This is a genomic window from uncultured Capnocytophaga sp., assembly GCF_938029845.1.
Classification (GTDB): domain Bacteria; phylum Bacteroidota; class Bacteroidia; order Flavobacteriales; family Flavobacteriaceae; genus Capnocytophaga.
This window is the reverse complement of record NZ_CALHGG010000144.1, coordinates 14575-31209: the sequence shown is the minus strand read 5'-3', so window position 1 is coordinate 31209 and position 16635 is coordinate 14575. Positions and strand designations below refer to the sequence as shown.

The 16635-nt window shown below is 41.2% G+C and carries 16 protein-coding genes, 1 tRNA gene and 1 rRNA gene; 8 read left to right on the top strand and 10 right to left on the bottom strand.

Annotated features, from left to right (window positions below):
• Positions 1 to 534, bottom strand: a 16S ribosomal RNA gene (locus tag Q0625_RS10410); the annotation flags it as partial.
• 639 nt (positions 535 to 1173) lie between these two features.
• Positions 1174 to 2292: a hypothetical protein gene (locus tag Q0625_RS10405; RefSeq protein WP_298826791.1), complete on the bottom strand. Its 1119-nt coding sequence runs from the start codon at positions 2290 to 2292 to the stop codon at positions 1174 to 1176.
• Between the two features lie 558 nt (positions 2293 to 2850).
• Here Q0625_RS10405 and Q0625_RS10400 point away from each other — a divergent pair.
• Positions 2851 to 3429, top strand: a complete 579-nt coding sequence (locus Q0625_RS10400) for a hypothetical protein (RefSeq protein ID WP_298826789.1) — start codon at positions 2851 to 2853, stop codon at positions 3427 to 3429.
• 38 nt (positions 3430 to 3467) lie between these two features.
• On the opposite strand, the gene Q0625_RS10395 is transcribed toward Q0625_RS10400, so the two are convergent.
• The 4 genes from Q0625_RS10395 to Q0625_RS10380 form a co-directional block, all read right to left on the bottom strand.
• The gene (locus Q0625_RS10395) at positions 3468 to 3758 is read right to left on the bottom strand and encodes an ATP-dependent Clp protease adaptor ClpS (RefSeq protein WP_298826786.1); all 291 of its coding nucleotides are present in this window, start codon (positions 3756 to 3758) and stop codon (positions 3468 to 3470) included.
• A 2-nt stretch (positions 3759 to 3760) separates the two neighbouring features.
• Positions 3761 to 4522: a ribonuclease III gene (rnc, locus tag Q0625_RS10390; RefSeq protein ID WP_298826783.1), complete on the bottom strand. Its 762-nt coding sequence runs from the start codon at positions 4520 to 4522 to the stop codon at positions 3761 to 3763.
• Positions 4523 to 5773 (bottom strand): beta-ketoacyl-ACP synthase II, encoded by a 1251-nt coding sequence (gene fabF / locus Q0625_RS10385; RefSeq protein WP_298826780.1) that lies wholly within the window; start codon positions 5771 to 5773, stop codon positions 4523 to 4525.
• Between the two features lie 90 nt (positions 5774 to 5863).
• Complete coding sequence (locus Q0625_RS10380) at positions 5864 to 6100, bottom strand: acyl carrier protein (protein ID WP_016420975.1); 237 nt, start codon at positions 6098 to 6100, stop codon at positions 5864 to 5866.
• Positions 6101 to 6374: 274 nt separating this feature from the next.
• Between Q0625_RS10380 and Q0625_RS10375 the strand changes: the two genes are divergently transcribed.
• Together Q0625_RS10375 and Q0625_RS10370 are read left to right on the top strand one after the other, a co-directional pair.
• Complete coding sequence (locus Q0625_RS10375; protein ID WP_298826778.1) at positions 6375 to 7466, top strand: TlpA disulfide reductase family protein; 1092 nt, start codon at positions 6375 to 6377, stop codon at positions 7464 to 7466.
• Entirely contained in the window at positions 7466 to 7684 is a 219-nt protein-coding gene (locus Q0625_RS10370) for a uroporphyrinogen decarboxylase (RefSeq protein ID WP_298826776.1), read from the top strand. The genes Q0625_RS10375 and Q0625_RS10370 overlap by 1 nt, the downstream gene beginning before the upstream one ends.
• 145 nt (positions 7685 to 7829) lie before the next feature.
• Here Q0625_RS10370 and Q0625_RS10365 read toward each other — a convergent pair whose 3' ends face one another.
• On the bottom strand, positions 7830 to 8741 hold the full coding sequence (locus Q0625_RS10365) for a lipid A biosynthesis acyltransferase (protein ID WP_298826775.1): 912 nt from the start codon (positions 8739 to 8741) through the stop codon (positions 7830 to 7832).
• Positions 8731 to 8979: a phosphopantetheine-binding protein gene (locus Q0625_RS10360; RefSeq protein WP_298826772.1), complete on the bottom strand. Its 249-nt coding sequence runs from the start codon at positions 8977 to 8979 to the stop codon at positions 8731 to 8733. Before Q0625_RS10360 ends, Q0625_RS10365 begins: the two co-directional genes overlap by 11 nt.
• Before the next feature lie 232 nt (positions 8980 to 9211).
• Between Q0625_RS10360 and Q0625_RS10355 the strand changes: the two genes are divergently transcribed.
• Positions 9212 to 9285: transfer RNA gene (locus Q0625_RS10355), tRNA-Asp, on the top strand.
• A gap of 149 nt (positions 9286 to 9434) precedes the next feature.
• Here the strand turns inward: Q0625_RS10355 and Q0625_RS10350 are convergent.
• Both Q0625_RS10350 and Q0625_RS10345 read right to left on the bottom strand, forming a co-directional pair.
• A complete protein-coding gene (locus Q0625_RS10350; RefSeq protein WP_298826769.1) occupies positions 9435 to 11810 on the bottom strand; it encodes a heavy metal translocating P-type ATPase in 2376 nt (791 codons plus the stop codon).
• A 4-nt stretch (positions 11811 to 11814) separates the two neighbouring features.
• On the bottom strand, positions 11815 to 12018 hold the full coding sequence (locus Q0625_RS10345) for a heavy metal-associated domain-containing protein (protein WP_298826764.1): 204 nt from the start codon (positions 12016 to 12018) through the stop codon (positions 11815 to 11817).
• A gap of 318 nt (positions 12019 to 12336) precedes the next feature.
• On the opposite strand from Q0625_RS10345, the gene Q0625_RS10340 reads away from it, so the two are divergent.
• The 4 genes from Q0625_RS10340 to Q0625_RS10325 all read left to right on the top strand — a co-directional run bounded on the left by Q0625_RS10340 (position 12337) and on the right by Q0625_RS10325 (position 16625).
• Positions 12337 to 13884, top strand: a complete 1548-nt coding sequence (locus tag Q0625_RS10340; RefSeq protein ID WP_298826761.1) for a type I restriction-modification system subunit M — start codon at positions 12337 to 12339, stop codon at positions 13882 to 13884.
• A gap of 9 nt (positions 13885 to 13893) precedes the next feature.
• On the top strand, positions 13894 to 14919 hold the full coding sequence (rhuM, locus tag Q0625_RS10335) for a RhuM family protein (protein WP_298826758.1): 1026 nt from the start codon (positions 13894 to 13896) through the stop codon (positions 14917 to 14919).
• A gap of 2 nt (positions 14920 to 14921) precedes the next feature.
• The gene (locus tag Q0625_RS10330; protein WP_298826755.1) at positions 14922 to 16091 is read left to right on the top strand and encodes a restriction endonuclease subunit S; all 1170 of its coding nucleotides are present in this window, start codon (positions 14922 to 14924) and stop codon (positions 16089 to 16091) included.
• A gap of 165 nt (positions 16092 to 16256) precedes the next feature.
• A complete protein-coding gene (locus Q0625_RS10325) occupies positions 16257 to 16625 on the top strand; it encodes a four helix bundle protein (RefSeq protein ID WP_298826752.1) in 369 nt (122 codons plus the stop codon).
• The last annotated feature ends 10 nt before the right edge of the window (positions 16626 to 16635 follow it).

Sequence of the window (16635 nt, the reverse complement as noted above, 5' to 3'; positions counted from 1 at the left end):
CTCGCATCCTCCGTATTACCGCGGCTGCTGGCACGGAGTTAGCCGATGCTTATTCATATGGTACCGTCATCAATGTACACGTACACCTTATTCTTCCCATATAAAAGCAGTTTACAACCCATAAGGCATTCTTCCTGCACGCGGCATGGCTGGTTCAGTCTTCCGACCATTGACCAATATTCCTCACTGCTGCCTCCCGTAGGAGTCTGGTCCCTGTCTCAGTACCAGTGTGGGGGATCTCCCTCTCAGGACCCCTACCTATCGTAGCCTTGGGGTGCCGTTACCACTCCAACTAGCTAATAGGACGCATGCCCATCTTTTACCACCGCAGTTTTAATTGTTCAATGATGCCATCCAACAATATTATGGGGTATTAATCCAAATTTCTTCGGGCTATCCCCCTGTGAAAGGTAGGTTGCATACGCGTTACGCACCCGTGCGCCGGTTTCTGCCCCGAAAGGCTTCTCCCTCGACTTGCATGTGTTAGGCCTGCCGCTAGCGTTCATCCTGAGCCAGGATCAAACTCTTCATCGTTAAATCTTTAAATCTCTTTTGACTCGTATAAAGCCCGCTTAGTCTAAATCTTTCTGTGCTGTATTATCAATATTTCTTAATGAACTTATCGCTTCGTTTGCGGGTGCAAAGGTATAACCTTTTTTTTAATTGACCAAATCTTTTTTGAAAATTTTTTTTAGTCTCTTTCTGCGCTCGCTCGTTTTGAAAGCGGGTGCAAAGGTACAACCTTTTTTCTATTCTACCAAAACTTTTTTGAAAAAATTTTTCAGTCTGTCTTTGAACTTAGCTCCCTTTCTGAAAGCGGGTGCAAAAGTACAACATTTTTTTAATCTGACAAAATATTTTTTGAAAAAAATTTTAGTCTATTTTAATGAACTAGCTCCCTTTCTGAAAGCGGGTGCAAAAGTAATACAACTTTTTGAATTGACAAAATAATTTGTCTGATTTTTTTGATTATTTTTTAAGTGATTGAAAGTCAGTATTACAATTATCCCAAAATCCCTCTACTTCCTAACCCCCAAAGGGAAATTTCAAATAAGAGAAGTTCAAAGGGGGCAATAAGAGAAGGATAAAATTGAGGAATTGGATCATTAAAAACTCCAACTTTTCTGGAAAAAAGATGGAGTTGTGTATGGAAACATCAATGTATAAGTAGTATTATACTTCTACAATACAATAATGGAAAATAATTCCTTCTATAGTTACATCATCCCATTTTTCAATAGTATATTCTTTTTCCAATTCAATTTTAGGATGTTTATCTTTAGTTGATTTCGCCACCTCTCCTTTCCAATCCAATTCTTTAGAATGTTGAACTCCTGCCTCCATTGTAAATGGTGTAGAAGCACCTTTAGGTGTATTCTTATAACTTTCATCATTAGTTACAAAGATAGAGAAACCTGCTATTACATTGGGATGAAAAGATCTTTTTATTTTCTCAATACGATATACATCCTTCCAAAAAGAATATCTATTTATATTCTGAGCGGCTTGATTTTTCAAAAGTTCGACTTTTATCTTTTTCCCAAAACGTTTTATAGCATCTCCTTCTTTTCCCACTAATTTTGTCTTATATTTGAGTTCTATTGGACAGAATTGGTCACTTTTTTCTACTACGATATCTATTCTAACATTAGCTTCATCCCCTATCTTTTCTTCTACCTCCTCATCTTCATTTTCTTCATTATTTTTAATAAAAGAAGCAGGTAGTGAATATTCTAAAAAGACATAATCATAGTAGTGTTGTTCTTTTAAGAAAGAGGATAGGTTCACTTGGAAGTCTCGCTCATTAAAAAATAAGTTAGAATTTTTGTCCAAAAATTCCTTTATATCCTTTCTTATTTTTTCTAAGAATTCTTCCTTTGTAGCTGTTGATGTTTTAGCATTCAATAGGTGTTCGATTACCTTACGCCCAAACTGTTGTGTATTCCAACCTTCTTCGTAGATAATACTGTATTTTTGAGCAATCATACGTAAGGCTCCCTTAGTACTTCCTTCAGTTTTTCTTCCACAGATGACTGATCCATTAGTATCTATATACACTATATAGTGATCATTGGCTATAGCTGGGGCTCCATTGTCTACTGCATCTATCAATTTTTTGCCAAACTGACGAGTAGTCCAAGTAGGATCATATTCGAAACCCTGTACTTCAGCTATTTCACGTAAGGCACCTTTAGTATTGCCATATCTGTTATAGACACCTATTGAATCGTCGTCATAGCGCACTACAATATATTCTTCTGTAGTGGCTACTTGTTTGATTTGTTTTGTCATAAATTTTATTGTTTAAATTATCAATTCTCTTATTCCAAAAAATATAGCATTCTTTCTACTATATTAGATCTTTTTATTCAATTGTTAATTTGTACAATTAACATACAATTACGATCCCAAAATTCTAAATAAGAACTGCCTCTTATAAGACAGATCTTTACTGCTCACAAAAATACAACTTTTTTCTATTTTTGCAAGTATTTTTTTGATAATTTTTTCTATAATATTACAATATATTCAAATTAGAATCCAAGTGGCAACCTCATTGGGGAACAAGAGAATATGAGCAGGTACAACAATACCTTATTACTCTTAATAAGTCATACCCCCTCCTTAATCCTTATAGATATTGACCATTAGTCATCGGTCTATATTTTTCATTCTTGATTTATCTTGGTTGTATCTCCGTGAACAATCTGTTCGTTAGGGTTGTATAACCTAGGGAAATAATGTACCTTTGTTACTTAAAAAGAAGCATTCCTAAGCATGAGATATCCAATTAAAACAGACAGGACTATACTCAAAAAAATACTTGATAAGAAGCTAAAGATAAAGAACATGAGCAGACAATTAAATTTTTATGCCACTGATGCTGATAGAAAAATCATAGCAGATATATTGTGTGAACATTTTGGAGAAATGATAGAAGTTCCCTCTCCGAAAGATAGCCTACACCTGTTTGAAGATACCATAGATAAAGAACTTTACCACCTAACGGATACGGAAGGTAAAGAACATATTACCTATAGGGAGCATACTTATCATGACCTAAGGAAGGCCTTTGTATTGGATGAATATAATAGTTCTATATTAGAATATTCTACAGCTTTCAAAAATCCCATGGGAGCCTATGTAAGTGGGCGGTTTTACACTTGTACGAATCATAAAGATTTTTCGGCAAAAGTAGCGAAATTCTTTACCAAACTAAAAAAAGTATTTATCTACCTGAGACCTCAAAGACTTTATATTTCAAAAAACATAGACTTGGATAGTGCCTTATTCCTCTTGTCCAATAAAATTGTTAAGCTTAGCATAGATGGCACAGAGGAAGTCATAGAGGATGTAAAAAAGACTTCTAAAAAAGCTCCCTCTGTAAAAGTGATTCCTGACAAAATGAATATCTTTAACAAGAAATAAGTTTTCTACAATAATACTACCCTTATACTTGATACTTTTTATCTCGGTAGTATTTCTGCGGTGAGTCCTGCTTGGGTAAGACGGCTACAACGGGGAAGTAGGTCTTCGTAGGAACCTTCTTTTACGGGGCATTTGCCTGAGAAATGTACTAAGGTAGCACACTGTTCCGCTTGTTCGTAGGTGTGCTCACATACCTCCATGAGTAGGTCTATAACGTAGTCAAAGGTATTATAGTCATCATTGTAGAGCATAATCTGGTAGAGGTCAGCATACTCGGTTAGGAGTTCTTCATTATATTCGTGTTGGGGGGCGGGTTGGGTTTGTGGCATCGTTATGGCTTTTTAGTTTTGGTATTCTTGTTATTTCTCTTCTTGTCACCTGCACGGAAATAGGCTCGCTTGGCAGCGCGTTCTTCGGCTTTTTTCTTGGAGGTATCATGCGCCTTGGCGTACACCTTTTCGTTGATCATCACCTTGGCTTGGAAGTGTTTGGTATTGCCTTGGTAGGTAGTATCCTCTTCGGAGACGAAAGCAATAGTTTTGTGATATTTCTGTGCCCACTCCACCATAAGGGACTTGTAGCTAATGACCTTATGCTCCAAGTCCTTCATGCTTAGATTATTATCTATCAAGATACGATGGATAAACTCGGTAGCTTTACCATAGCCCCAATCCAAATAAATAGCTCCTACGAGCGCTTCTAGGAGGTTCCCCGCTATGTTACCACTGAGTAATAGGGTTTTCTTATCGGTAAGAAGATAATTTGGCAAGCGAAGTTGTTCTCCTATCTGGTTAAGATTCTCGCGCCTTACCATACGGGTACGCATTTTCGTGAGGTCACCTTCGTTCTTGTCTGGAGCTTGTAGAAAGACAAAGTGAGCTATAACCGCACCGAGTATGGCATCGCCCAAGAACTCCAAGCGTTCGTAACTCACATGTGGAGTTGTCCCTTCGCTGCGGGCTGTACCTAAGGTAAAAGCCTCTTCGTAGTAATGTATTTCCTTAGGACGAAAGCCTAAAAGATTCTCCATTTTAGCAAAAAATATCCCGTCTTTTTTTTGAAAACGGGATATAATTTTTTTTAAGAATAGCATCTAATCTAATTTTTTGAACAATACACAAGCATTATGTCCTCCAAAACCAAAAGTGTTACTCATAGCTACCCTTACTTCACGTTTTTGAGGTTGGTTGAAAGTGAAGTTGAGTTTTTGGTCAATATTCTCATCTGGGTTCTCAAAGTTAATGGTTGGGGGGATCACTTGGTGTGTGATAGCCAGTACGGAAGCAATCGCCTCTATAGCTCCTGCGGCACCGAGTAGGTGACCTGTCATAGACTTGGTGGAGTTGAGGTTGAGCTTATAAGCATGTTCGCCAAATACCTCTTTCACTGCTTTGGTCTCGGCTATATCGCCCAGTGGAGTGGAGGTACCATGCAAGTTGATGGCATCTACTTCTTCAGGAGCCAAATGGGCATCCGCCAAACAGTTTTTCATCACCGCTTTGGCGCCTAATCCCTCTGGGTGTGGTGCTGTAAGGTGATAAGCATCGGCGGAGAGACCTCCTCCTGCTAGCTCACAATATATCTTAGCTCCACGTGCTTTGGCGTGCTCATATTCTTCCAATATAAGTGCTCCAGCACCCTCTCCGAGTACGAATCCATCACGGGTTACATCGTAAGGGCGAGATGCACGCTTGTAGTCGTCATTACGGGTAGAAAGGGCATGTAAGGCATTGAACCCACCGATACCCGCCTCATTCACTGCTGCCTCGGAGCCACCTGTTACTAACACATCGGCATAGCCTAGGCGGATATAGTTCAGCGCATCTATCAAGGCATTGGCTGAAGAAGCACAAGCTGACACAGTGGTGAAGTTAGGCCCACGAAGTCCATGGCGGATAGAAATCATACCAGGGGCAATATCGGCAATCATCTTAGGAATAAAGAAGGGGTTAAAGCGTGGGGTACCATCGCCCTTACCAAAAGCAAGTACCTCGTCTTGGAAGGTCATCAGTCCTCCTATACCTGCTCCCCATATCACTCCAATGCGATCTTTGTCCTCATGTGCTAAGTCTAGGCCTGAGTCCTTAAGCGCTTCATCGGAAGCCACTAAAGCGAATTGGGTGAAGCGGTCCATCTTGCGTACCTCTTTCTTGTCTATAAACTCGTTAGGGTCAAAGCCCTTTACCTCACAGGCAAATTGAGTCTTGAACTTGGAAGCATCAAAGTGAGTGATTAGGTTCGCCCCACTCTCTCCCTTTAGGAGTGCCTCCCAATAGGCGTCCAAGGTATTTCCTATAGGAGTGATGGCTCCTAATCCTGTTACAACTACACGTCTGGTTTGCATAATAATGAGGTTTAAAATTAAAATTGTATTACCTACAATATACCAAACGGGGAGTTTTCCTCCCCGTAGAGCATTTCAAGTGAGTATATGCTATTTTTTGTTTTCTTCTATGTACTTAATAGCTTGTCCCACTGTTGAGATGTTTTCAGCTTGGTCATCGGGGATTTGAATGTCAAATTCTTTTTCAAATTCCATGATCAACTCTACAGTGTCCAAAGAATCAGCTCCTAAATCATTAGTGAAGCTAGCCTCAGGTACTACTTCTGTTTCATCTACTCCGAGCTTATCCACAATAATAGCTTTTACTCTTGATGCAATGTCTGACATAACTTAAAAATTTTAATTTAACTCGTTGCAAAAGTAAGAAAGTTTTTTTGATTAGCACCTATTTGTTGAAAAAAAAAGCGAGGATTTTAATCAATCTGTTGTTTATCAGTGTTTTAACTCTCTTAAAATATCTTTTTGAGGGGTTAAAATAAAGACCTATATAGCCAAATAACTGTTTAGAAAATCCTTATAAATCTTGGTTTGAGTGCTTTTTCTGCTTTTGAGGTATGAAAAGTGAAAAAAAATTTATACTTTTGCCCATTATTTATGGCTTATGAGAACACTTTTTTTATATCTATGCCTACTGTATACCACAGTAGCCCTCTCTCAGAACTTTACACTAACAGGCCGAGTGAGCAGCCCCTATGAGGGGAAAGTGTACCTATGGTATGGGGATAAAGTGGATAGTACCACTGTCTCGAACAAGGAATTTTATTTTTCAGGGCAAGTCCCCTACCCTATCAAAGCCTCTCTTTCGGTAAGTCGTAAGTTCAAGGATACAGGTTTTTTTGTCTTGGAGCCGGGGGATCTCTCCACTGATATTGCCGTAGAAAACCGCCACCAAGTATATCTTAAGAGCCTCAATGGAAGCCCTTCGCTCAATGAGGTTAAGGATTTCCTAGTTTTCAGGCACAAGAATGCTTCACTTTCCAATATTGCGGATCTGCTTACCACCCGCTTGGAGAAGATCATCAAGCGTGAACCCAAGAGCCAGTTTGCAGGTATCCTCTTGGCGGATTTGATGACTGACCGAGTACTTCCCTACCAATATGCCCAAAAGCTCTATAACCTTTTGGACAAACGTACTCAGGATAAGGAAGATGTTCAAAAAATAGAGACGCTTCTTAGTGCTATGAGCAAAACCCAAGTAGGCAGTCAACTACCTGATATGGAGTTCGATACCGAGAAAGGACGCGAGAAGCTCTCCGTTGCCAAAAAGAAACTCACCTTGGTGCTCTTCACCTCTTCAGACTGCATTCCTTGTGTGGAAGCCACCCGCCAATTTGCCGAACTCTATAAGAATTATCATCGCTCTCACGACTTCACTATCTATGCGGTTTATCTAGATAACGAGCGCAATACATGGCTTGATCATATCCATCGCGAAGGCTTTCGTTTCCCTACCCTTATTGCTCCAAAGAAGTTCAAGGATGAGACCTTGCAGTCCTTAGGAATCATTGATATACCGTCCAACTTCCTTATAGATGAGAATGGAAAGATTCTCGCGGTGAATATATCTCCCAAGGGGGTACATCGTGGGCTTGACCCTGAAGCGGCTGCCTATGTTCCCGTTCCGAAAAAAGAGCGAAAAGGAGCTAAAAAAGGTATTCCTGCAAAAACAACCACTAATAAAAAACGTAAATAATGGTTTCTGTTGAGTATATCGGTTATTTTGCCTCTGTATGTATTGTACTGAGCTTTCTGATGAAGAAAATACATCATATTCGCCTAATCAACTTGATAGGCTGTTTATGCTTTGTTATCTATGGCTTTTTGTATGATCCTAAGCTATGGCCTATCATCATTCCTAACGCCATTATCTGCGTGGTACAAATATACTACCTTAGTAAAAGTAAAAGCTAAAAGGGAAAAGTAAAGTCCCTACGCTAGCGCGAGTCACATACTTGCTTCCAAGTATTCAGCAAGTTTAGCTCGTGTCCAACTATTATTAGAGCTTGTAGCTCGTCCCTTTCATGTGACGCACTACAAGCTCTTCGTTTTTCGCTCTTCACTTTTCGTTTTTCATTTCTAACTCTTCCCAAAAGTCAAAGTAGTTAAACCATTGTAGAGGATATCGTTGTAACATCTGTTCCATGCTTTGGGTAAAGGCATTAAGCAGACCTTGGGCATCGCGGTGAGGCGTCTGTGCCACACGGGCATAGAGGTGATAGTGTAGGTTGCTTTCCTTCATCACATAGACAAAAATAACGGGTACCCCCAAGCGAGAGGCAATTAGGAAAGGGCCTGCGGGAAAGCGCGCTGGTTGTCCCAAGAGTGTTGCAGAGAGGTGTTTATTTCCCTCAAAATAGCGATCCCCTGTAAGGCAGATAATCCCATTGTGTTGTAAGGCTTCATTGATCTCAAAAATATGAGAAAGATCATCCTTTATATAAATGTATTTAGGGGCTTTCCCTGAAGCAATATGCTCTAAATAGTCCTTGATGGCTGTACGTTCCATATCCACCGTAACGGTATGTATCTGGCAATCCTTGTCTATATCCCTAAAGAATGGCTCAGCCATCTCAAAATTTCCTATATGAGCAGAGATAAGCACCCCGCCCTTATGTGCCTTAAGCAATTCTTGTAGGTGTTCTACCCCATCAAAATCATAAGTGAATTGATCACGTAGCTGAGCCGATACGGCTACCTTGTCTATTATCGTCTGTCCGAAGACAAAGTAATTACGGTAGAGACTCACCCAAGTCTTTGCCCTAGTGTAGCCCAAGCGCTTATGGAAATAGTAAGAGAGCACACGATTGGAACGTCGCTCAAAAAGGAAGTAATAAAAAGCCACAAAGACAAGCAGCCCATAAGCCCAGCGTACACCTAAGTGCTTGATAAGAAATACAAAGACCTTGTATCCCCATACACTTCCTTTGGACTTACCCTGCCATTGGGTCTTGGCCTGTTTATCTTCCATTCATTTTCTCCTCTAAAGTAGTATAAAAATCATTGAAGCTGACGATAGGTTTGAAATCGGCTTCTACAAGTTTCACTCCAAAAGTCTCTTGAATGACCACTACCAAATCCACATAATCAAGGCTATCCAAGCCCAAGGACTCACGGAAGTCAGCCTCCGGTATAATCACCGCTCTATCTACTTCGAACTCCTCTACCAAGATATCATTAATGGTAGTTATAATTTCATCTCTTTTCATAAGTACTAATTCTTGGGTGCAAAAGTAGCAATTTTTTTGTAAGTAGAAAAGGTTTTAGGGGTTAGGGAGTAGGTTTTAGAGGTTAGGGGTTAGGTTTTACCCCCTAAGATCTAATACCTGACACCTATAACCTATTGACAATCAGCGTAAATAAAAATAATTGAATTTTTTTTGAAAAAAGTATTGCTAGTTTCAAAAATTGTTGTACCTTTGCACCGCAAAACAAAACAATGGTCTGGTAGTTCAGCTGGTTAGAATACATGCCTGTCACGCATGGGGTCGCGGGTTCGAGTCCCGTCCAGACCGCTAAAAATTTAGTTGTGTTGTTTTGTGTAATATTTGGTTTTACACAGGTTTATTTAAACCAATGAAAGGCTTTCCTATGGAAGGCTTTTTTTATAGATAAAAGGTAAAAGTTTTACTTTTTACCTTTTACTTTTAAGTGACTTTATTTATTACTTAAGCCTAAGCGCATTTGCTATCACACTGACGGAGCTAAAGCTCATAGCTAAAGCAGCGAGCATGGGTGAGAGTAGTATGCCAAAGAAGGGATACAACACCCCTGCGGCTATGGGAATACCTACGGTGTTATATATCAAAGCAAAAAACAAATTCTCCCGAATATTCTTCACTACCGCCTCACTGAGAGCTCTCGCCTTTACAATACCACCAAGGTCGCCCTTGACCAAAGTAATCTGTCCGCTCTCTATGGCTATATCTGTTCCTGTACCCATGGCAATCCCTACATGAGCTTGTGCTAAGGCAGGAGCATCATTGATACCATCCCCAGCCATAGCCACTACCTTTCCCTCAGCTTGGAGTCGCTGCACTTCCTGCTGCTTGTCCTGTGGGAGCATACCTGCCTTATAGTGAGTAAGACCTATCTGCTCGGCCACTGCTTGCGCAGTAGTTGGATTGTCTCCTGTGAGCATAACCACGGTAATTCCTCGTGCTTGCAACGCCTTGATAGCCTCAGCGGCGGTATCCTTAACCTTATCGGTAATGGCTACTGCAGCAATAACTTCTTTTTCTATTGCCAAGAAAGAAAGAGTCTGCCCCTTATGTTGTACTTCTGACACTTGACTTCGTTGTGCCTCGGTGAGAATCGCCCCAATTTCCTGCATGAGTCGGTCATTACCAAAGTAATAGTTTTTCCCCTCATAAGTGGCTGTTACCCCACGTCCTGCCAAGGCCTTAAAACCTGTCATTGCCAAAGGAGTTGCCCCTTGTTGGGCTGCATAGGTATTAGTAGCCTTAGCCAATGGGTGTTCGCTATCCTTATTTATTCCATAGAGTATGGGGAGTAATGCCTGCTCGCTATAATCAGCAAAAGGGATGAGCTTGCTTACACTAGGTTTGCCCTCAGTAAGGGTACCCGTTTTGTCTATGATCAGCGTATCCACCTGCTTCATACGCTCTAAGGCTTCGGCATTCTTAATAAGAATCCCCTGTCGTGCCCCTTTGGTTACTCCAACCATGACCGATACAGGCGTAGCCAAGCCCAAAGCACAAGGACAAGCAATAATAAGTACCGCAATGGCATTGACCAAAGCATACTCATAAGCATGTTCTTTGGCAAAGACCACCCAGAGAATGAAAGTCAATACCGACACAGCTACTACCGTAGGAACAAAATAAGCGGCAATCCTATCGGCTAATTTCTGTATAGGAGCACGGCTACTGGTAGCCTGCTGTACCATAGTTACAATCTGGGAGAGAAGGGTATCCTTACCCACTTTCTCAGCCTGCATGACAAAAGTATGTGCTCCATTGATAGTCCCTGCCGAAATGGCTGCCCCTACCTGCTTTTCCACCGGCAGTGGCTCGCCTGTAATCATGCTTTCATCTATAATAGCCTCTCCCTCTATGATGCGTCCATCTACGGGAATCTTAGCCCCTGGCCTTACTCGCAAGTGGTCTCCCTTGGCCACCTCTTCTACCGATACCTCCACTTCCTTATCACCAACCAGCTTTATAGCAGTATTGGGAGCTAATTGGAGCAACATACGCACGGCTTCTTGGGTACGCCCATGGGCATTCGCCTCCAAGAGTTGACCTAAAACGACCAAAGTGAGTATCACTGTAGTTGCTTCAAAGTAAAGCGGTACTGATCCATGTTCCTTGAATTGCTCTGGAAGACTATCAGGAATACAAAGAGCTACCACACTAAAGAGCCATGCCGCAGCTGCTCCAATCCCTATGAGCGTAAACATATTGAACCGCAAGGTCTTGATACTCACCCATGCCCTAACAAAATATGTCCAACAGTAGTAAAACACTACAGGCAGGGATAGGGCAAACTGTAACCAATTCCAATAACTAACAGGCATGAGCTTATACATAGGATTATCATGCCACATACCGCCCATCGCAATAATAAAAATCGGCAAGGTAAATGCCAACGCTCCCCAAAACTGACGGCGCAGCTCTTGGCGCTTCTGTTGTTCCTGCCCACCTTCCTTGAGGCTCTCTGTAGAGACCTGCTCCACCAAGTCCATTCCACAAACAGGACAGTGCCCAGGATGGTCGTAGGTCTTATCTCCCTCGCAGCGCATCGGACAGTAATACACCCCTGTCCCCTTTTGGGTAGGAGTTTGAGGCTTAGGGGCAGGAGTTGCTTCTTCCAAGGAGGTCACCAAGGCGTAATGGGTACCCTCCAAAGCGGCTTTTAACGTTTCAAAGGGCACGTGCTGAGTCATCTCCACCACAACCGTTTTCTCCTTGGCATTGGCTACCGCTTGGCTGACACCCTCTACGGCTTCCAAACTTTTTTTGACGGTCATCTCGCAACCGCTACAGCTCATGCCCTTTACATAATAGGTGTGTGTCATACTGTCAGTCTTTTTTAATAGTGTAATCAGTACCTTCTAAGGCTTTTTGAAGCACTGGCAAAGACACTTCTTCTTTGGATTCTACGAAGGCTTTTTGCGTGTCAAAATCTACTTTGACAGCTGTAACGCCTGCTACTTTAGACAATCTTTCTTCTACGGTAGCGGCACACCCAGTGCAGCCCATTCCTTTGATAGTATATGTTTTCATGAAATTATTTATTTATACGCCTTTCCTCCCTCAAATACTATGCTAAAGAGGAAATACTGACAGAGTGGCATAAATAATGAAAAGTGTAAACTATTTTTCACTTTTCGTTTTTCACTCTTCACTTTATTTTGTATTTTTGCGTTTTCGTATTTGAAGGGCAAATTGAATTAAGCAATTTTTACCCCCTCATAAGCAAGGCAAAATTTTAATTATAACTTGTTGATTATCAAAATAAGAATATCGCTAAGCAATTTTTGAGAGAAAATAAGTAATTTTTTTTCTAACCCCTAAAACCTAGCACCTAAACCCTAACACCTAATGAGCAGTATCAAACAAAGAGAAGACCTACAAGCAGCTATATGGAAGATAGCAAACGAAGTACGTGGCGCGGTAGATGGCTGGGACTTTAAGCAATTCGTCTTGGGCACCCTCTTCTACCGATTTATCAGTGAGAATTTTACTAATTTTATAGAAGGCGGTGACCAGAGTGTGCAGTATGCCCAACTGCCCGATGATGCTATCAGCCCCGAAATAAAAGATGACATGACCAAGACAAAAGGGTATTTCATATACCCCAGTCAGCTCTTTGTCAATATAGCACAATCGGCCTATACCAATCCCAACCTGAACACCGACCTAAAAGCTATCTTTGATGCTATTGAAAGTTCCGCCAACGGCTACCCTTCAGAGCGAGATATCAAAGGCCTCTTTGCCGACTTTGACACCACCTCCAACCGCTTGGGCAATACCGTGGAGGAAAAGAACAAACGCTTGGCAGCGGTAATCAAGGGAGTGGAGAGCCTCAACTTTGGTCGTTTTGAGGAGCACCAGATAGACCTCTTTGGTGATGCTTATGAGTTCCTAATCTCCAACTATGCCGCCAACGCAGGCAAGTCGGGCGGGGAGTTCTTCACCCCTCAGCATGTCTCCAAGCTCATCGCTCAGCTTGCCCTCCATGGACAATCAAGGGTCAATAAGATCTATGACCCCGCTTGTGGTTCGGGCTCTCTCCTGCTACAAGCAAAAAAACAGTTTGATGATCACCTGATAGAGGACGGCTTTTTTGGGCAGGAAATCAACCATACCACCTACAACCTGGCGCGTATGAATATGTTCCTGCACAATATCAACTATGACAAGTTTGACATTGCTTTAGGCGATACGCTTATCAACCCTTATTTTGGTGATGAAAAACCTTTTGACGCCATCGTTTCCAATCCGCCTTACTCGGTCAATTGGATAGGCAGCGACGACCCGACCCTTATCAATGACGACCGTTTTGCCCCAGCGGGTGTATTAGCTCCAAAATCTAAAGCAGACTTTGCCTTTGTATTGGATTCTCTCAGCTACCTTTCTGCTAAAGGGCGTGCGGCTATTGTCTGCTTCCCTGGTATCTTCTACCGTGGAGGTGCTGAACAGAAAATACGCAAATACCTTATAGACAACAACTATGTAGAGACCGTCATTGCCCTACCGCCCAACCTCTTCTACGGCACCAGCATTGCGGTGAACATCTTAGTACTTTCCAAACACAAACCCGATACCCGCACCCAGTTTATCGATGCCAGTGGTGAGGACTTTTTTAAGAAAGAAACCAATAACAACGTACTGACTGATGATCATATAGCGCGTATAGTAGCTATCTTTGCTGACAAAGAGGCAGTACCTCACACCGCTGTACAGATAGACAACCAGCAGATAGCCGAAAATGACTACAACCTATCTGTCAGCTCCTATGTAGAGGCAAAAGACACCCGCGAGGTGATAGATATTCAGCAACTCAACGCCGAAGTAGCACAAACCGTCGTACGTATTAATGAGCTGAGGGCGGATATAGAAGAGATTATTAGAGAAATAGAAAACTAATTGATAAATATGGAAGCGCAAAAAGAAGACATCATACTTTATCAGCGTGAAGATGGTGCGGTACAGATAGATGTAAGGGTAGAAGGTGAGACTGTTTGGCTCACACAAGAACAGATGGCTACATTGTTTGGAAAGGGGCGCACCACCATAACAGAGCATATTTCCCATATTTTTGAGGAAGGAGAATTGGATGAAAAAGTGGTATGTCGGAATTTCCGACACACCACTCAACACGGCGCTATAGAAGGAAAAACTCAAGAAAGAGAAGTAAAATATTACAATTTAGAGGTGGTTATTTCTGTGGGTTATCGTGTTCGTTCTGTACAAGGAACACGCTTTAGACAATGGGCTACTGAGAGGTTAAAAGAATACATTGTAAAAGGTTTTACGATGGATGATGAGCGCCTAAAAGGCAATGGAGGTGGAAATTATTGGAAAGAGCTTCTCAATAGAATACGTGATATCCGTTCCAGTGAAAAGGCGCTATACCGCCAAGTGCTCGATTTGTATGCTACCAGTAGGGATTACAACCCTAAAAGTGAAATAACCCTTACTTTTTTTAAAATAGTACAAAACAAACTGCATTATGCCTGTAGCGAGCAAACATCGGCTGAACTGATCTATCGCAGAGCTGATAGTACTAAAGATTTTATGGGGCTTACAACTTTTAAAGGAGCTTTACCTACCCTAAACGAGGCTAAAATAGCAAAGAATTACCTCACAGAAGAAGAGTTATTCCGCTTAAACCGTCTTGTCTCTGCCTTCTTTGATCTGGCAGAGCTTAAAGCACAAACACAAAGTCCTATGTATATGCAAGATTGGGTTGATGAATTGGATAAATTTTCAGCCAATTACGGCAAAGGGGTATTGAAAGGAGGAGGGACTATTAGCCACGAACAGGCAGTACAGAAAGCAATACAAGAGTACCGAGCTTATGAAGCTCGCACACTATCGCCTATAGAACAATCCTATTTAGAGAGTTTAAAAGCATTAGAGAAAAACACGGCTAAGCTATTGAAAACGAAACACAAATAACCATGACACAAGAATCCAACATATTTCCTTATATAGCCCGCCTCCTACAAGGTGCTGAAGTAGTATGGAAACCACTGGGTGAGGTAGCAGAATTAAAAAGAGGTACTACTATAACTAAGAAAACCTCAAATGAAGGAATATATCCTGTTATCTCAGGAGGGCAACAGCCCGCATACTATATAGACCAATTTAATCGAGACGGAGAAACAATTACAGTTGCAGGTTCGGGAGCTTATGCGGGTTTTGTAATGTATTGGAATGAACCTATTTTTGTAGGAGACGCCTTTTCCATTAAAGCAAATGAAGAGCAAGTACTGCCACGTTATATATATCATTTTTTATTAAACATTCAAGAAAAGATATACGATTTAAAATCAGGTGGAGGTGTGCCTCATGTATATGCGAAAGATGTAGCTCGTTTTGTTATCCCCCTCCCCCCTCTTTCTGCCCAACAAGAGATTGTTCGTATTTTGGACAAGTTTACAAATCTGGAGGCGGAGCTGGAGGCAGAGCTGGAGAGCCGCAAGCGGCAGTATGAATACTATCGTAATAAATTGCTGAATTTCAATGAGATAGGGGGTATTGAGATAGTTTGGAAAACATTGGGAGAAGTAGCAACATTTAGGCGAGGTTCTTTCCCTCAACCATATACGAAATCTGAATGGTATGGGGGGGACAATTCAATGCCTTTTGTGCAAGTTGCTGATATGAAAGATAATAGATTCAATCTTGTTTCCATAACTAAACAAAGAATATCACAGTTAGCAATGCCTAAAAGTATTTTTGTGCCAAAAGGTACAATATTAGTATCTTTACAAGGTACTATTGGCAGAGTCGCTATAACTCAATATGATTCTTATGTAGATAGAACTATAGCTATATTCACACATATAAATAATGAGATTGACATAAGATATTTTGCGTATCAGCTTCAACTTATATTTGGCATAAAAAAAGAAAATGCAAGGGGAAGCACAATAAAAACTATTACAAAGGAAGAGTTTAGTGCATTCCTAATCCCTCTCCCTCCCCTCTCCGAGCAACAGCGTATCGCCACTATTCTTGATAAGTTCGATACTTTAGTCAATTCTATCAGTGAGGGGTTGCCTAAAGAAATTGCCCTACGGAGGAAACAATATGAGTATTATAGGGAGCAGTTATTGAGGTTTTAGGGGTTAGGGATTAGGGGTTAGGTTCTAGGGGTTAGGGATTAGGTTCTAGGGATTAGGGGTTAGACCACCCTGCCCTAAAACCTAACACTTATCACCTGAAACCCAAAACCTAAAACCTATCACCCATCACCTAAAACCCATCACCTATCACCTAAAACCTAAAAAATGAGTACTATAAAAGACTATAAGGATCTAATAGTTTGGCAGAAAGCAATGGATTTAGCAGAAGAAGTATACCGATTGGTCAAGAAGCTACCTAAAGAGGAACTTTTTGCCCTAAGTGATCAGATAAGACGAGCTGTTATCTCCATACCAAGTAACATAGCGGAAGGACATGAAAGAAATTCTATAAAAGAATATTATCAGTTCTTATCCATAGCCAAAGGCTCCAAGGCCGAGCTAGAAACACAATTATTACTTTGTGTCAAAGTCCACTATCTTGAAGCCTCGGATATTGAAAAAGCCTTGACCCTAATTCAAGAAATAGGAAAAATGCTCAATGTCCTACAAAAACACCTAATCCCCAAAACCTAAAACCTATCAC

Excerpts from the sequence above, each read along its gene's own strand:
- Q0625_RS10405 (WP_298826791.1), bottom strand. The coding sequence starts at position 2,292 with ATGACAAAACAAATCAAACAAGTAGCCACTACAGAAGAATATATTGTA.
- Q0625_RS10400 (WP_298826789.1), top strand. The coding sequence starts at position 2,851 with ATGAGCAGACAATTAAATTTTTATGCCACTGATGCTGATAGAAAAATC.
- Q0625_RS10395 (WP_298826786.1), bottom strand. The coding sequence starts at position 3,758 with ATGCCACAAACCCAACCCGCCCCCCAACACGAATATAATGAAGAACTC.
- rnc (WP_298826783.1), bottom strand. The coding sequence starts at position 4,522 with ATGCTATTCTTAAAAAAAATTATATCCCGTTTTCAAAAAAAAGACGGG.
- fabF (WP_298826780.1), bottom strand. The coding sequence starts at position 5,773 with ATGCAAACCAGACGTGTAGTTGTAACAGGATTAGGAGCCATCACTCCT.
- Q0625_RS10380 (WP_016420975.1), bottom strand. The coding sequence starts at position 6,100 with ATGTCAGACATTGCATCAAGAGTAAAAGCTATTATTGTGGATAAGCTC.
- Q0625_RS10375 (WP_298826778.1), top strand. The coding sequence starts at position 6,375 with ATGAGAACACTTTTTTTATATCTATGCCTACTGTATACCACAGTAGCC.
- Q0625_RS10370 (WP_298826776.1), top strand. The coding sequence starts at position 7,466 with ATGGTTTCTGTTGAGTATATCGGTTATTTTGCCTCTGTATGTATTGTA.
- Q0625_RS10365 (WP_298826775.1), bottom strand. The coding sequence starts at position 8,741 with ATGGAAGATAAACAGGCCAAGACCCAATGGCAGGGTAAGTCCAAAGGA.
- Q0625_RS10360 (WP_298826772.1), bottom strand. The coding sequence starts at position 8,979 with ATGAAAAGAGATGAAATTATAACTACCATTAATGATATCTTGGTAGAG.
- Q0625_RS10350 (WP_298826769.1), bottom strand. The coding sequence starts at position 11,810 with ATGACACACACCTATTATGTAAAGGGCATGAGCTGTAGCGGTTGCGAG.
- Q0625_RS10345 (WP_298826764.1), bottom strand. The coding sequence starts at position 12,018 with ATGAAAACATATACTATCAAAGGAATGGGCTGCACTGGGTGTGCCGCT.
- Q0625_RS10340 (WP_298826761.1), top strand. The coding sequence starts at position 12,337 with ATGAGCAGTATCAAACAAAGAGAAGACCTACAAGCAGCTATATGGAAG.
- rhuM (WP_298826758.1), top strand. The coding sequence starts at position 13,894 with ATGGAAGCGCAAAAAGAAGACATCATACTTTATCAGCGTGAAGATGGT.
- Q0625_RS10330 (WP_298826755.1), top strand. The coding sequence starts at position 14,922 with ATGACACAAGAATCCAACATATTTCCTTATATAGCCCGCCTCCTACAA.
- Q0625_RS10325 (WP_298826752.1), top strand. The coding sequence starts at position 16,257 with ATGAGTACTATAAAAGACTATAAGGATCTAATAGTTTGGCAGAAAGCA.